The following is a 13,423-nucleotide window of genomic DNA, read 5'->3' on the forward strand; positions in this document are numbered from 1 at the left end:
CAATATCTTGTCAGCCGCCCGCAAAGGGCAGCTCCGGGACTGGACCACTGGGGGAAGATGCGCATGGCCACGGCTACCGCAACGAACATCAACAAGGCGCGTGAGCTCGGCGCGCAACGTGCCGAAGTCAGCAAGCTGACCACCTACGAGTGGGTCGCGCTGGACAAGCGCGGCAAGCGCATGAAAGGCGACATGCCGGCGAAGAACGCCTCGCTGGTCAAGGCCGAGTTGCGCCGCCAGGGCATGAACCCGCAGACCGTACGCGAGCGTGCCAAGCCGTTGTTCGGTGCCAGCGGCAGCACGGTCAAGCCGGGCGACGTGGCCGTATTCAGCCGCCAGATCGCCACCATGATGGCGTCCGGCGTGCCGATGGTGCAGTCCTTCGACATCATCGCCGACGGCCAGAAGAACGTCCGCTTCAAGAACATCCTGCTCGACGTGAAGCAGAACATCGAGGGCGGCGCGGCGCTGCACGAGGCGCTGGCGCGCTACCCGGTGCAGTTCGACGAGCTGTACTGCAACCTGGTGCATGCCGGCGAAACATCCGGCGTGCTGGATACCGTGCTGGACACCGTGGCGACCTACAAGGAGCGCACGGAAGCGATCAAGAAGAAGATCAAGAAGGCGCTGTTCTACCCGATGATGGTGCTGGCCGTGGTGTTCATGGTCTGCCTGATCATGCTGCTGTTCGTGGTGCCGGTGTTCGCCAAGACCTTCCAGGACGCCGGCGCCCAGCTGCCCGCGCCGACCCAGCTGCTGGTCAGTGCCTCGGAGTTCATGCAGAGCTACTGGTGGGTGGTGATCGGCGTGATCGGCGGCAGCATCGCCGCACTGATCATTGCCAAGAAGCGTTCGGTGAAGTTCGCCCACTTCCTCGACCGCATGGCGCTGAAGATGCCGGTGATGGGCAATATCGTGCGCAACTCGGCGATCGCCCGCTTCGCTCGCACCCTGGGCGTGACGTTCCGCGCCGGCGTGCCGCTGGTCGAAGCGCTGGACGCGGTGGCCGGCGCCACCGGCAGCGTGGTGTACGGCGACGCCGTGAAGCAGATGCGCGACGACATCTCGGTCGGCCACCAGCTGCAGCTGGCGATGAAACAGACCGGCCTGTTCCCCAACATGGTGGTGCAGATGACCGCGATCGGCGAAGAGTCCGGCGCGCTGGACAACATGCTGTTCAAGGTCGCCGAGTTCTACGAGGAAGAAGTCAGCAACGCGGTCGACACCCTGTCCACCCTGCTCGAACCGATCATCATGGTCGTGCTGGGCACCTTGGTCGGCGGCATGGTCATCGCCCTGTACCTGCCGATCTTCAAGCTCGCCGGCACGTTCTGACGCAACCTCAAAAACCAAATCGAGGGCCGGCGGGCCGTGCCCGTCCTACAATGGCATCACGCTTCGTAGGGCGGGCACGGCCCGCCGCTTTTATTTGCACGAGCGTACCGAACCCTTACGCCCTGCCCCTGCCGCAGGGCTCCGAAACACAAGGCTGACGCATGCCCGAACTTCCCTTTGCCCTGTGGATCGCCTTGGCCGGCGTGCTCGGCCTGCTGGTGGGCAGCTTTCTCAACGTGGTGATCCTGCGGTTGCCCGCGCGCATGGCGGCGGCGTGGCGGCAGGAGGCGCGGGACGTACTGGAACTGCAGGCCGACGCCACGCCGCTGCCGCCGGGCATCGTGCGCGAGCCGTCGCATTGCCCGCACTGCAAGCACCCGTTGTCAGCGCTGGACAACATCCCGCTGCTCGGCTGGCTGCTGCTGCGCGGGCGCTGCCGTTACTGCCAGGCGAAGATCTCGATCCAGTACCCGCTGGTGGAACTGCTCAGCGGCGTGCTGAGCGCGGTGATCGTGTGGAAGTTCGGTCCGTCGTGGGCTGCGCTGGCCGGGCTGGCGCTGACCTGGGCCCTGATCGCGCTATCCGGCATCGACTTTCGCACCCAGTTGCTGCCCGACCAGCTCACTCTGCCGCTGCTGTGGCTGGGCCTGCTGCTGGCGCTGCTGCCGATGTTCGTCACCGCGCCGGCGTCGATCCTGGCCGCGGCGATCGGTTACCTGAGCCTGTGGAGCGTGTACTGGGCGTTCAAGCTGCTCACCGGCAAGGAAGGCATGGGCCACGGCGACTTCAAGCTGCTCGCCGCGCTCGGCGCATGGATGGGACCGGTGGCGCTGCTGCCGATCATCCTGCTGTCGTCGCTGATCGGCGCGCTGGTCGGAGGTACCCTGATCGCGCTGCGCAAGCACGAACGCGAGATCCCGATGCCGTTCGGCCCGTTCATCGCCGCCGCCGGCTGGGTCTGGTTCGTGGCAGGCCCGGACCTGCTGCAGGGTTACATGCAACTGACCGGCCTGCGGTGAACGCGCGGCCACGCGCCCTGGTGATCGCCCTGACCGGTGGCGTCGCCGCCGGCAAGACGGCGGTAACGCGGCGCTTCGAGGCGCTGGGCGTGCACGTGCACGATGCCGACGTGGCCGCCCGCGAAGTGATCGAACCGGGCACGCCCGGGCTGGCCGAGGTGGTCGCTGCGTTCGGCACCGGGGCGCTGGATGACTCGGGCCGGCTGGATCGCGCGGCCATGCGCCAGCGCGTGTTCGCCGACCCCGTGGCGCGCAGGACGCTGGAAGCGATCATCCACCCGCGCGTGCGCCAGTGGCTGCACGAACGCGCGCGGGCCGAGCGCGGGCCGTATTGCCTGCTGGCGATTCCGCTGCTGGCCGAGAATATCGAACACTATCGCTGGGTCGACCGCGTGCTTCTGGTCGACGCGCTCGAATCCGTGCAGGTCGCCCGCCTGATCGCCCGCGACGGCATCGACGAAACCCTCGTCCGCCGCATGCTGGCCCACCAAGCCAGCCGCACCGAACGCCTGGCGCTGGCCGACGACGTGATCGAGAACAACGGCGACGAAGCCGCCCTCGACATCACCGTCGCCGAACTGCACCGGTGCTATCTGACCCTGGCGCCTGACCGGTAGGCGCCCGCTCGCGGGCTCCGGCTCCTACCGGTCAGGAGCCGCAGGGGCGCTGCACGCCGCGATCAGGGCTTGCAGGACCGGGCAGTCCGCCGAGGTGAGGATCGCCATGTCCACCCGGGTGGGAAACTGCCATTGCAGCGCCTGCCCTTCCAGCGGGCGCGGCTCGCCGATCCACGCATCGACCCGCCAGGCATCGAGTAGCAGTCCGCGCCCGCCGTAATTCCATGGCAGCGCGATCAGTGGTTCGGCGTGTTGCAGCGTAACGCCCAGCTCCTCGCGCAGTTCGCGCGCCAGCGCCGCCACGGGCGTCTCGCCGGGCTCACGCTTGCCGCCGGGAAACTCCCACAACCCGGCCAGATGCTTGCCGGGCAGACGCTGCGCCAACAGCACGCGACCGTCGGCGTCCAGCAGCAGCCCTGCCATCACGTGCATGACTGCACACGACACGGATGCAGGCATCAACTGCTGCGCAGGTATTCGACCATGTCGAAGTCGTAGGCGTGCTCGGCGTCGGCCTTGTGGTGCACGCGGGAAACTTCGGTCCAGTCGCTGAAATGTATGCCGGGGAAGAACGCGTCGGCGCCGTCGATCGCGGCGCTGACCCAGGTGAGGTACATGCGGCGGGCACGCGGCAGCGCCTCGGCGAACACCATGCCGCCGCCGATCACGATCAGGCCGGTGTTGCCGCAGCGCGCCTGCGCTTCGTCTATCGAGCGCACGGTGATCTGGCCCGGGTACGGCGCCTCGTGGCGCCGCGTCAGCACCAGGTTGACCCGATCCGGCAGCGCGCGGCCGATCGACAGGGCGGTGTTGTAGCCCATCACCACGTTCTTGCCGGTGGTCAGCTGCTTGAACCAGCGCAGGTCGTCGGGCAGGTGCCAGGGCAACTGACCCTTGCGGCCGATCGCGAAGTTTTCGTCGAGTGCGGCAATCAGCGAAATAGCCATGGCGAGTCCTTGAAAGGATGGGTCAACGGGACGGCCTGCGCCCGCGGATGACGCCGCCGATAACGCCAGATCTTAACAGGCCGCGGCGACACCGCGCCGGTTCCGCATGTTCCTGCACGACGGCTATACGGCGACGGCGGCCTTGATCGCCGGATGCGACTGGTAGCCCTCGATCATGACGTCCTCGTAGCGAAAATCGAAGACCGAGTGCACCGCGGGGTTGAGCTTCAACTGCGGCAGCGGCAAGGTCTCGCGGGTCAACTGCAACCGCGCCTGTTCCAGATGATTGTTGTACAGGTGGGCGTCGCCCAGCGTGTGCACGAAGTCGCCCACGCCCAGGCCGCAAACCTGCGCCACCATGTGGGTGAGCAGCGCATAGCTGGCGATGTTGAACGGCACGCCGAGAAAGATGTCGCCCGAGCGCTGGTACAACTGGCAGCTCAGCTTGCCGTTCGCCACATAGAACTGGAACATCGTGTGGCAGGGCAGCAGCGCCATCTTCGGCAGCTCGCCCACGTTCCAGGCACTGACGATCAGCCGGCGCGAGTCCGGATTGCGCCGGATCTCGTCGACCACCCAGGCGATCTGGTCGACCACGCCGCCGTCGGCGGCGGGCCACGCGCGCCACTGCTGGCCGTAGACCGGGCCGAGGTCGCCGTTCGCATCGGCCCATTCGTCCCAGATGCGCACGCCGTGTTCTTTCAGGTAGGCGATGTTGGTGTCGCCGCGCAGGAACCAGATCAACTCGTGCACGATCGACTTCAGGTGCAGCTTCTTGGTGGTGACCAGCGGGAAGCCTTCGTTGAGATCGAAACGCATCTGCCAGCCGAACACGCTGCGCGTGCCAGTGCCGGTGCGATCGGTCTTTTCGGTGCCATGGTCGAGGACGTGGCGGAGCAGGTCGAGATAAGCGCGCATCGTCGGATTCTAGCCCGTGGGGCATGACAACGGTCACTCCCGCAGCGCATTTTCCCGGCTTAGACTCGGGCCTTTCCAGCAGGAGATGGACCATGGCGCAGTGGTTTTTCAGTTACGGCAAGAACACCGACCGGATCGGCCCGCTCGACGACGCCGCGGCGCGGGCACAGGCGCAGCGCCAGCCGGACGGCTATTGCTGGTGCGAGGGGTTTGCCGAGTGGAAACCGATCCGCAGCGTGGCCGAGTTCGGCGGCACGCCGCTGGCGCCGCCACCGATGCCGGCGTCGATGGGCAGCGGCCGCGCCGACGAGATCGACTACCGCATCGTCGGCACCGACATGCAGTTCGTCGAGATCGAGCTGGACCCCGGCGAAAGCGCGATCGCCGAGGCCGGCGCGCTGATGTACAAGGAATCCGCGGTGCAGATGGACACCGTATTCGGCGACGGCTCCAGCGGCGGCCAGAGCGGCGGCGGCCTGATGGACAAGCTGCTCTCCGCCGGCAAGCGCGTGATCACCGGCGAGAGCCTGTTCACCACGGTGTTCACGCATGCTGGCCAGGGCAAGGCGAAGGTGGCGTTCGCCGCGCCCTACCCCGGCACGGTGATGGCGATGAAGCTGTCCGACCACGGCGGCCGGCTGATCTGCCAGAAGGATGCGTTCCTGGCCGGCGCGCGCGGCGTGCAGCTGGGCATCTTCTTCCAGCGCAAGATCCTGACCGGCCTGTTCGGCGGCGAGGGTTTCATCATGCAGAAGCTCGAAGGCGACGGCTGGGTATTCGTGCACGCCGGCGGCACCGTGGTGCAGCGTGAGCTGAAAGCCGGCGAGCGGCTCGACGTGGACACCGGTTGCGTGGTCGCGTTCCATGACACGGTGAGCATGGACGTGAAACCGGTCGGCGGCATCAAGAGCATGCTATTCGGCGGCGAAGGCGTGTTCCTGGCCACGCTGACCGGGCCGGGCACGATATGGCTGCAGTCGCTGCCGTTCTCGCGCATGGCCGGGCGCATGCTGGCGGCGGCGCCGCAGGGCGGCGGTCAGCGCCGCGGCGAAGGTTCGCTGCTTGGTGGCTTGGGCGACATCATCGGCGGCGACCGCAACTTCTGAGCCACCCCCGGCTCACCTGACCTCGGCGGCGCAGGGCGGGCACTGCCCGCCCTGCAAGAGCTGCGTCAGGCGCTGGCCAGCGGCAAGGTCGGCGCGCGACGCGACAGCGCGAGCAGTACCAACCCGACCGCGATCAGCGGCAGCGACTGCATCTGCCCCATCGTCACCCATTGCGTGCCGAACAGGTAGCCGAGCTGCGGATCGGGCACGCGCACGAACTCCACCGCGAAGCGGAAGCAGCCGTACAGCAGTGCGAACAGGCCGGACACCAGATAGCGCGGCCGCGGCTTCAACGAGACCAGCCACAGCACCACGAACATCACCAGACCTTCCAGCAGCATTTCGTACAACTGCGAGGGGTGCCGCGGCAACCGGTCCGGCGCCTGCGGGAAGATCATCGCCCACGACACGTCGCTGGGCTTGCCCCACAGCTCGCCGTTGATGAAGTTGCCGAGCCGGCCCAAGCCCAGCCCGATCGGCACCAGCGGCGCCACGAAGTCGATGGTGTCGAAGAAGTGCAGCTTCTGTTTGCGCGACCACCACCAGCCCGCGGCCAGCACGCCGAGTAGACCGCCGTGAAAGCTCATGCCGCCATCCCACACCTTGAACAGGGTTTGCGGCGCGGTCCAGATCCAGTCGATATCGGCGTAGAACAGCATGTACCACACGCGCCCGCCGACGATCACGCCCAGCATGCCGTAAAACAGCAAGTCGCCTAGCGCATCGCGGCTGACCGGCAGGCGCCCGCGTCGGCGGCGGTATTCACCCAGCACCGCCACGAAGAAAAAGCCGAGCAAGTACATCAGGCCGTACCAGTGCACCTGGATCGGACCGAGATGGAAGGCGACGGGATCGAAATCGACGAGGTAAGGCTGGGACATGGTGATCAGGTCAGCAGGCAAAGGCCGAGTGTAGCGGGACGCCGGAGCGGTGGCATCGGCAGCCTCTTCCGTCCAGGCTTTCGCAAGAACTAGAATCGTCCGCGTGGCGTCCATACCGGGGGAGTCTGGACGAGGGCCGCACCGCTACTTTGGCTACGGATGTCCACATTCAGCCGGACCGTCTCGTTCCAGACGGCCGGACTCATCGCACGGAGCTTCAGGGGAGAAAACCGATGTCCTGTCGTCTTGCGCGGACCGTGCTGTCCGCCGTCTGTCTGCTGTTGCCCGCCGCCGCCGTGGCCGCCGATCTGGTGCCAGTGGAGGACTTCGCGCGGCATGCACAGCTGTCCATGCCGCGGCTCTCGCCGGACGGCAAGCACCTCGCCGTCAACATGAACGATACCAACGGCGATTCGCATGCGCTGGCCGTCTACGATGTGGCCGACATGAGCAGGCCGGTCAGCCTGTTGCGCCTGCCCAAATACGAGTTGGCCGTCGGCATCACCTGGGTCAGCAACACCCGCTTGGTGGTGGAAAAAGGCAAGCAGCTGGGCTCGATCGACAAACCTGCCGCAACCGGTGAAGTGATCGCCACCGATTTCGACGGCAAGAATCAGGACTATCTCTACGGTTTCGAAAGCAAGTTCGGCTCGCGCGCCGGAACCCGCGGCACCGACCGCGGCTGGGGCTTCATGGCCGGGCTGCCGGCACCGACCGACGGCCGCTTCTACATGACCACGTACAGCTGGGAAAGCCAGGACTACAGCACCTTGTACGACGTCGACGCCGGCAAGAACACCCGCCGTCTGATCGGCCAGATCAAGGTGGGCGGACTGAACTTCATGGTCGGCGCGGACGGCAAGGCCCACTACGCCTACGGCCGCAACGACAACTGGGATTACGTGGTCTACCACCAGCAGGCCGGCAGCTGGATGCAGATGGCTGCCGCCCAGATCGGCGGCAGCTTCACCCCTATCTTCTTCACACCCGATCGGCAGCGCGTCTACGCCAGCTACAACGCAGGTGGCGGCCCGACCGCCCTGGTCGAACAGGACGAGAACGGCGGCAACCGCAAGGTGCTCGCCAGCGACAGTTTCAGCAGCATCGGTGACATCGAGTGGACGGCGTTGCCGTACCAGCCGTTCGCCACGGTGCTGGCCACCGGCTTGCCGCAGACCAGCTACATCGACGCCACCACGCCAACGGCAAAGCTGCACCGTGCGCTGAGCCAGAAGTTTGCTGGCCACGTCCAGTTCGTCGACTTCAGCGAGGATGGCAGCAAGCTGATGTTCTGGGTCAGCAGCGACCGCGACCCGGGCACCTACTACCTGATCGACACGCATAACTACAAGGTGAGCAAGCTGTTCACCGCGGAGCCGTGGATCGACCCGGCGAAGATGGCGGAGCGTCGGCCGCTTCGCTTCAAGGCCAGCGACGGCATGGAGCTGGAGGCGATACTCACGATCCCCAAGGGTGTTGCCGAGAGCCATCTGCCGATGGTTCTGCTGCCGCACGGCGGCCCGATCGGCGTACAGGACACCTGGTACTACGACACCGACGCGCAGTTCCTCGCCAGCCGCGGCTACCTCGTGCTGCAGGTGAACTACCGCGGCTCCGGTGGCCGTGGTGAGGATTTCAAGGAGGCCGGCTACCTGAAGTGGGGCACGCGCATCCAGCAGGATCTGATCGACGGCGTGAAGTGGGCCATCGCGGAAAACTATGCCGACCCGAAGCGGGTCTGCGTCTACGGCGGCAGCTTCGGCGGCTACTCGGCGATGATGACCACGATCCGCGCACCGGGCATGTTCAAGTGCGCGGTGGGCTACGCCGGCATCTACGACCTGAAGATGATGTACAAGAAAGGCGACATCCGCGAGAACAAGTCCGGCCGCAGCTACCTGAATACGGTCATCGGCAAGGACGATGCCGACCTCGACGCGAACTCGCCCACCAGGCTGGCCGACAAGATCGACGTGCCGGTGCTGCTGATCCACGGTGAAGACGACAAACGCGCGCCGTTCGCGCAAGCCAAGGCGATGCGGGCCGCGCTCGACGCCGCGCACAAGCCGTACGAGTGGCTGAGCAAGCCGGGCGAGGGCCACGGCTTCTACGACGAGAAGAACAACATCGAGTTCTACAACCGGCTGCAGGCATTTCTGGAAAAGAACATCGGACCCGGTGCATCCGCTCCCTGATCGTTCAAGGCAGGCTGGACTGGGAAGGCGCTTCGGCGCCTTCCTTGTTTTCGGGCATGCCGGATTGCGCGAGATGCCCGGCAACCGGGCTATCCGTGAAGCCCCTCCCTCAGAGCAGCACCGGCCGATCCGCGAGCTCGTCGGGGTTGGCCTTGCCATCGCCGGGGAAGTGCCGCTCCAGCAACGCGTTCGCGGCGGCGATGCCGGCGAGGCTGCCCTCGCGCCACGCGCCACGCGCATAGCATTCGCGCATGCGCGCGCAGATCGCATCCCACTCGTCCGCCGCCACCTTCGCCGCGATGCCGCGGTCGGCAACGATCTCGATGCGGTGCTCGGCCATCAGCACGTAGAACAGCACGCCGCTGTTGAGTTCGGTATCCCACACGCGCAACTGGGCAAATACCTGGTGCGCGCGGGTCGCGGCGTCGAGGCCGTCCAGCACGGCCAGCGGCGCCAGTCGCGATTCGACCGCGAAGCGGATCTCGCCCAGGTGATGGTGTTCGCCCGCGGCGATCGTCGCGGCCATCTCATCCAGCAGCGCGGCCGGAAAGCGCCGTGACAGCTGGAACCAGCCGCCGAACAGGTTTGCCCACAGTCGCTGCATGCGCGCCATCACCAGCTCCCCGAAGAACCGCCGCCGCCGAAGCTGCCGCCGCCACCGCTGAAGCCGCCGCCGCCAAAACCCCCGCCGCTGCCGCCACCCCAACCGCCACCGCCGAAGCCGCCCCAGCCACCGCCGCCGATCGAGCGGCCGGCGCCACCGGGCATCAGCATCAGCACGCCGCCGATCAACGCACCGAGGACGCCGGCGCCCATCGAGATCAGCAGCCACAACAACCCGCCGACCACCACGGCACCCAGCGGTGCACGGAGCCATGCCCGGGCCCGGCCGAAGATGCCGCGCAGGAACAGCGCCACGAACACGGCGATCATCAGACCCTGCTCCAGCCCGAGGCCGGAACGCTCGTCGCCAGGCGAGCCCCGCACCGGCGGCGGCAGCGGCTCGCCGTCGATCAGCTGGGTCAGTGCGCCGACTGCGTCGCTGATGCCGCCGAAGTAATCGTTGCTGCGGAATTTCGGCGCGATGTATTCGCGGGTGATGCGCGCGGTGGCGGCGTCGGGGATTGCACCCTCCAGGCCATAACCCACCTCGATGCGCACGCGCCGATCGTCCTTCGCGACCAGCAGCAGGACACCGTCGTCGGTGCCCTTGCGGCCCACCTTGTTCGCCTCGGCCACCGCCAGCGAATAGCCCTCGATATCCTGCTCACCGGTGCTGCCGACCATCAGCACCACCAGTTGCGCGCCCTTGGCCTGTTCCAGCGCCGTCAGCTGCGCGTCCAGCTGGTCGACCTGCTGCGTGGTCAGCGTGCCGGTGAGGTCGGTGATGTGCCGTGCCAGTTTCGGCACGGCGTCGGCCGCGTACAGCAGCACCGGCAGCAGCAGCGCCAGCAGCGCCAGCAGCAGCCAGCGGCGCGGGAAGCGCCGGAGCATCATCAATGCGTCGCGGCAGGTGCCGGCGCGCCGGTGCCGAAGTCCACCTTCGGCGCGGTGGAGATCGCCTTCTCGTTGTCCACGCTGAAGTTCGGCTTCACCTTGTAGCCGAAGATCTTCGCGGTCATGTTGTTCGGGAAGGTGCGGATCATCCCGTTGTATGCCTGCACCGCCTGCACGTAGCGGTTGCGCGCCACGGTGACGCGGTTCTCGGTGCCTTCCAGCTGCGCCTGCAGATTCTGGAACAGGCCGTCGGCCTTCAGCTGCGGATAGTTCTCGCTGACCACCATCAGCCGCGACAGCGCGCTGCCCAGCTCACCCTGCGCGGCCTGGAACTGCTGCAGCTTCTGCGGATCGTTCAGCGAATCGGCGTTGATTTGCAGGCTGCCGACCTTGGCGCGGGCCTCGGTCACCTCGACGAAAACCTTCTCCTCGTGCTGGGCGTAGCCCTTGACCGTGTTGACCAGGTTCGGCACCAGGTCGGCGCGGCGCTGGTACTGGTTCAGCACTTCGGACCAGGCCGCCTTGACCGCCTCGTCCTGCTTCTGGATGGCGTTGTAACCGCAGCCGCTCAGGCCGAAGGCGAGCAGCAACAGCACGAGATAGCGCAGAAGTTTCATGGAGTCGCTCCGATCCGGTGGAAGGCCATTCCATCATCCCACGCCCCCTGCCGCAATCGTGTCAGCACGGGGTGAACGCGTGCGCTAGCCCAGCAGGCGCGGCCCGAGGATCAACGCCCAGCTCAGCACCACCAGCACCAGCAGCACGAATACCGCCGCCGAGCCCATGTCCTTGGCGCGCCCGGCCAGCTCGTTGAACTCCGGGCTGACCTTGTCGACCACCGCCTCGATCGCCGAATTCAGCAGCTCGGCCGACAGCACCAGCATCGGCGCCAGGATCAGCACGAATTTCTCCACCCCGCCGTGCCCCAGCCACAGTCCGAGCGGGATCAGCACCAGCGCCAGGCAGGCTTCCAGGCGGAACGAGGCCTCGTGCCGCCAGCCGGCCCGAAGCCCCTTCATCGACCACAGGAACGCGTTCCAGACCTGCTTCGGGCCGCGAAAACCTTCGGCGGCCATCAGCGACGCCGCCCGGCCGACTGCAGGCGCTGCGGCAATATCAATGCGATGGACATGGACGGCAAAACTCCCCTGGAACAGGCCGGTTCGAGCGGCCGATGATGCCACAAGCGCCGCCAGCAAGCGCCCGCCGCGGGCTTGGCCTCTTGCCGCAGTGCAGCTACAGCGTGATGGCGAATGGGTTACGCTTCGTCGGTTGTGGCCTGTTCGGAGGCCGCATGACACCGGCGCGGCCGGCACGCCGCCACGATTTGGATCACGCACGGAAAACCTATGGCAACCCAGAACCCGCCCGTCTCGCAGACGCGCTCATTCAGCACCGTCTTCCTGATCGAAATGTGGGAGCGCTTCGGCTTCTACGGCATGCAGGTGTTGATGGTCACCTACATGGTGAAGAAGCTCGGCTTCGAGGACAGCAAGGCCAACCTGATCTGGGGCGCCGCCGCGGCGCTGATCTACGCCACCCCGGCGATCGGCGGCTGGGTCGGCGACAAGCTGATCGGCACCCGCCGCACCATGCTGCTCGGCGCCGTGGTGCTGACGCTGGGCTACGCGATGCTGTGGATTCCCACCAACAACGCCTACTTTCTGTACGTCGCGCTCGGCGTGATCATCGTCGGCAACGGTTTCTTCAAGCCGAACGCCGGCAACCTGGTGCGCAAGATCTACGAGGGCGACGACACCAAGATCGACAGCGCGTTCACCATCTACTACATGGCGGTGAACATCGGCTCGACCATCTCGATGCTGCTGACCCCGTGGATCCGCGACTACGTGGGCGCGAAGTACGGCGACGCCTGGGGCTGGCATACCGCATTCGGCGTCTGCGCCGTCGGCCTGGTCCTCGGCCTGATCAACTACACGCTGATGCACCGCACGCTGGCGCACATCGGCTCGCCGGCCGACGACAAGCCGGTGGACGTCAAGCGCCTCGGCGTGGTGCTGCTGGCCGCGATCGGCATGGTGTTCGTCTCCGCCTTCATCCTGCAGAACCAGACGGTCGCCCAGTGGTGCGTGTACGCCGCCGGCGTGGTGATCCTGGGCATCTTCGTGCACCTGATCCGCAGCAGCGAGCAGCACGAGCGCGCCGGCCTGATCGCGGCGCTGGTGCTGACCGCGCAGACGATCTTCTTCTTCATCTTCTACCAGCAGATGTCGACCTCGCTGAACCTGTTCGCGCAGCGCAACGTCGACCTCTCGTTCGACGTGTTCGGCCTGCATCTGTTCAACTGGATCCCCGAGCAGTTCCAGTCGCTCAATGCGATCTGGATCGTGCTGCTGAGCCCGGTGCTGGTGCTCGCCTACAACACCATGGGCAAGGTCGGCAAGAATCCGTCGGTGGCGGCCAAGTTCGCCTGGGGCTTCGCCGCGGTGGCGATCGGCTTCTTCATCTACGGCGTGGGCGCCCGCTTCGCGGTGAACGGCCAGGTCTCGTCGTGGATCATGGTGTGGGGCTACGGTCTGTATTCGCTGGGCGAGCTGCTGGTATCGGGCCTCGGCCTGGCGATGATCGCGCGCTACGTGCCGGCGCGGATGGGCGGCTTCATGATGGGTGCCTACTACGTGGCCTCGGGCATCTCGCAGTACCTGGGCAGCGTGGTGGCGAACTTCGCCAGCATCCCGACCGACATCAAGGACCCGCTGGTGTCGCTGCCGATCTACACCGCGCTGTTCAACAAGCTCGGCTTCGCCGGCGTGGCCTGCACGGTGATCGCGCTGGCGATGCTGCCGCTGATGAAGAAGCTGTCGAGCAGCCATTCCGACTCCGTCGCCAACAACCCGCTGCCGCCCGTGCGCAGCGAGGAATTCAACACGCCGGCGTGATCCGCCAG

14 protein-coding genes are annotated in these 13,423 nt (G+C 66.5%); 6 read left to right on the forward strand and 8 right to left on the reverse strand.

Going from position 1 to position 13,423, the window contains the following annotated elements; all coding sequences use genetic code 11:
• The first annotated feature begins 63 nt into the window (after positions 1 to 63).
• From ASG75_RS07050 to coaE, 3 genes are all read left to right on the forward strand, one after another.
• Positions 64 to 1,335 carry a type II secretion system F family protein gene (locus ASG75_RS07050; RefSeq protein ID WP_056387195.1) on the forward strand — a complete coding sequence of 424 codons (1,272 nt, stop codon included), beginning with the start codon at positions 64 to 66 and terminating at the stop codon, positions 1,333 to 1,335.
• Between the two features lie 161 nt (positions 1,336 to 1,496).
• Complete coding sequence (locus tag ASG75_RS07055; protein WP_056387198.1) at positions 1,497 to 2,354, forward strand: A24 family peptidase; 858 nt, start codon at positions 1,497 to 1,499, stop codon at positions 2,352 to 2,354.
• Positions 2,351 to 2,971 (forward strand): dephospho-CoA kinase, encoded by a 621-nt coding sequence (gene coaE, locus ASG75_RS07060; RefSeq protein ID WP_056387199.1) that lies wholly within the window; start codon positions 2,351 to 2,353, stop codon positions 2,969 to 2,971. Before ASG75_RS07055 ends, coaE begins: the two co-directional genes overlap by 4 nt.
• 24 nt (positions 2,972 to 2,995) lie before the next feature.
• On the opposite strand, the gene ASG75_RS07065 is transcribed toward coaE, so the two are convergent.
• The 3 genes from ASG75_RS07065 to ASG75_RS07075 all read right to left on the reverse strand — a co-directional run bounded on the left by ASG75_RS07065 (position 2,996) and on the right by ASG75_RS07075 (position 4,836).
• On the reverse strand, positions 2,996 to 3,403 hold the full coding sequence (locus ASG75_RS07065) for an NUDIX domain-containing protein (RefSeq protein ID WP_235580167.1): 408 nt from the start codon (positions 3,401 to 3,403) through the stop codon (positions 2,996 to 2,998).
• Between the two features lie 26 nt (positions 3,404 to 3,429).
• The gene (locus tag ASG75_RS07070; RefSeq protein WP_056387204.1) at positions 3,430 to 3,918 is read right to left on the reverse strand and encodes a dihydrofolate reductase; all 489 of its coding nucleotides are present in this window, start codon (positions 3,916 to 3,918) and stop codon (positions 3,430 to 3,432) included.
• Between the two features lie 123 nt (positions 3,919 to 4,041).
• Positions 4,042 to 4,836, reverse strand: coding sequence for a thymidylate synthase (locus tag ASG75_RS07075; protein WP_056387206.1), 795 nt, complete (start codon positions 4,834 to 4,836; stop codon positions 4,042 to 4,044).
• Between the two features lie 92 nt (positions 4,837 to 4,928).
• On the opposite strand from ASG75_RS07075, the gene ASG75_RS07080 reads away from it, so the two are divergent.
• Entirely contained in the window at positions 4,929 to 5,942 is a 1,014-nt protein-coding gene (locus tag ASG75_RS07080) for a TIGR00266 family protein (RefSeq protein WP_056387208.1), read from the forward strand.
• Positions 5,943 to 6,007: 65 nt separating this feature from the next.
• Here ASG75_RS07080 and lgt read toward each other — a convergent pair whose 3' ends face one another.
• Positions 6,008 to 6,823 carry a prolipoprotein diacylglyceryl transferase gene (gene lgt / locus ASG75_RS07085; protein WP_056387211.1) on the reverse strand — a complete coding sequence of 272 codons (816 nt, stop codon included), beginning with the start codon at positions 6,821 to 6,823 and terminating at the stop codon, positions 6,008 to 6,010.
• 233 nt (positions 6,824 to 7,056) lie between these two features.
• Between lgt and ASG75_RS07090 the strand changes: the two genes are divergently transcribed.
• Complete coding sequence (locus ASG75_RS07090) at positions 7,057 to 9,018, forward strand: S9 family peptidase (RefSeq protein WP_056387213.1); 1,962 nt, start codon at positions 7,057 to 7,059, stop codon at positions 9,016 to 9,018.
• Between the two features lie 109 nt (positions 9,019 to 9,127).
• Here ASG75_RS07090 and ASG75_RS07095 read toward each other — a convergent pair whose 3' ends face one another.
• From ASG75_RS07095 to ASG75_RS07110, 4 genes are all read right to left on the reverse strand, one after another.
• The gene (locus ASG75_RS07095; protein WP_056387215.1) at positions 9,128 to 9,631 is read right to left on the reverse strand and encodes a TPM domain-containing protein; all 504 of its coding nucleotides are present in this window, start codon (positions 9,629 to 9,631) and stop codon (positions 9,128 to 9,130) included.
• Positions 9,631 to 10,515 carry a TPM domain-containing protein gene (locus ASG75_RS07100; protein ID WP_056387216.1) on the reverse strand — a complete coding sequence of 295 codons (885 nt, stop codon included), beginning with the start codon at positions 10,513 to 10,515 and terminating at the stop codon, positions 9,631 to 9,633. Before ASG75_RS07100 ends, ASG75_RS07095 begins: the two co-directional genes overlap by 1 nt.
• On the reverse strand, positions 10,515 to 11,132 hold the full coding sequence (locus tag ASG75_RS07105; RefSeq protein WP_056387217.1) for a LemA family protein: 618 nt from the start codon (positions 11,130 to 11,132) through the stop codon (positions 10,515 to 10,517). Before ASG75_RS07105 ends, ASG75_RS07100 begins: the two co-directional genes overlap by 1 nt.
• Positions 11,133 to 11,216: 84 nt before the next feature.
• Positions 11,217 to 11,591, reverse strand: a complete 375-nt coding sequence (locus ASG75_RS07110; protein ID WP_056387219.1) for a diacylglycerol kinase — start codon at positions 11,589 to 11,591, stop codon at positions 11,217 to 11,219.
• Positions 11,592 to 11,864: 273 nt separating this feature from the next.
• On the opposite strand from ASG75_RS07110, the gene ASG75_RS07115 reads away from it, so the two are divergent.
• Positions 11,865 to 13,415 (forward strand): oligopeptide:H+ symporter, encoded by a 1,551-nt coding sequence (locus tag ASG75_RS07115; protein WP_056387221.1) that lies wholly within the window; start codon positions 11,865 to 11,867, stop codon positions 13,413 to 13,415.
• The last annotated feature ends 8 nt before the right edge of the window (positions 13,416 to 13,423 follow it).

It is taken from the genome of Rhodanobacter sp. Soil772, from assembly GCF_001428385.1.
GTDB lineage: Bacteria > Pseudomonadota > Gammaproteobacteria > Xanthomonadales > Rhodanobacteraceae > Rhodanobacter.

Coding starts and splice junctions, on each gene's coding strand:
- ASG75_RS07095 (WP_056387215.1), bottom strand. CDS start 9,631: ATGGCGCGCATGCAGCGACTGTGGGCAAACCTGTTCGGCGGCTGGTTC.
- lgt (WP_056387211.1), bottom strand. CDS start 6,823: ATGTCCCAGCCTTACCTCGTCGATTTCGATCCCGTCGCCTTCCATCTC.
- ASG75_RS07050 (WP_056387195.1), top strand. CDS start 64: ATGGCCACGGCTACCGCAACGAACATCAACAAGGCGCGTGAGCTCGGC.
- ASG75_RS07075 (WP_056387206.1), bottom strand. CDS start 4,836: ATGCGCGCTTATCTCGACCTGCTCCGCCACGTCCTCGACCATGGCACC.
- ASG75_RS07065 (WP_235580167.1), bottom strand. CDS start 3,403: ATGCACGTGATGGCAGGGCTGCTGCTGGACGCCGACGGTCGCGTGCTG.
- ASG75_RS07105 (WP_056387217.1), bottom strand. CDS start 11,132: ATGAAACTTCTGCGCTATCTCGTGCTGTTGCTGCTCGCCTTCGGCCTG.
- ASG75_RS07055 (WP_056387198.1), top strand. CDS start 1,497: ATGCCCGAACTTCCCTTTGCCCTGTGGATCGCCTTGGCCGGCGTGCTC.
- ASG75_RS07070 (WP_056387204.1), bottom strand. CDS start 3,918: ATGGCTATTTCGCTGATTGCCGCACTCGACGAAAACTTCGCGATCGGC.
- ASG75_RS07100 (WP_056387216.1), bottom strand. CDS start 10,515: ATGATGCTCCGGCGCTTCCCGCGCCGCTGGCTGCTGCTGGCGCTGCTG.
- ASG75_RS07110 (WP_056387219.1), bottom strand. CDS start 11,591: ATGGCCGCCGAAGGTTTTCGCGGCCCGAAGCAGGTCTGGAACGCGTTC.
- ASG75_RS07080 (WP_056387208.1), top strand. CDS start 4,929: ATGGCGCAGTGGTTTTTCAGTTACGGCAAGAACACCGACCGGATCGGC.
- ASG75_RS07090 (WP_056387213.1), top strand. CDS start 7,057: ATGTCCTGTCGTCTTGCGCGGACCGTGCTGTCCGCCGTCTGTCTGCTG.
- ASG75_RS07115 (WP_056387221.1), top strand. CDS start 11,865: ATGGCAACCCAGAACCCGCCCGTCTCGCAGACGCGCTCATTCAGCACC.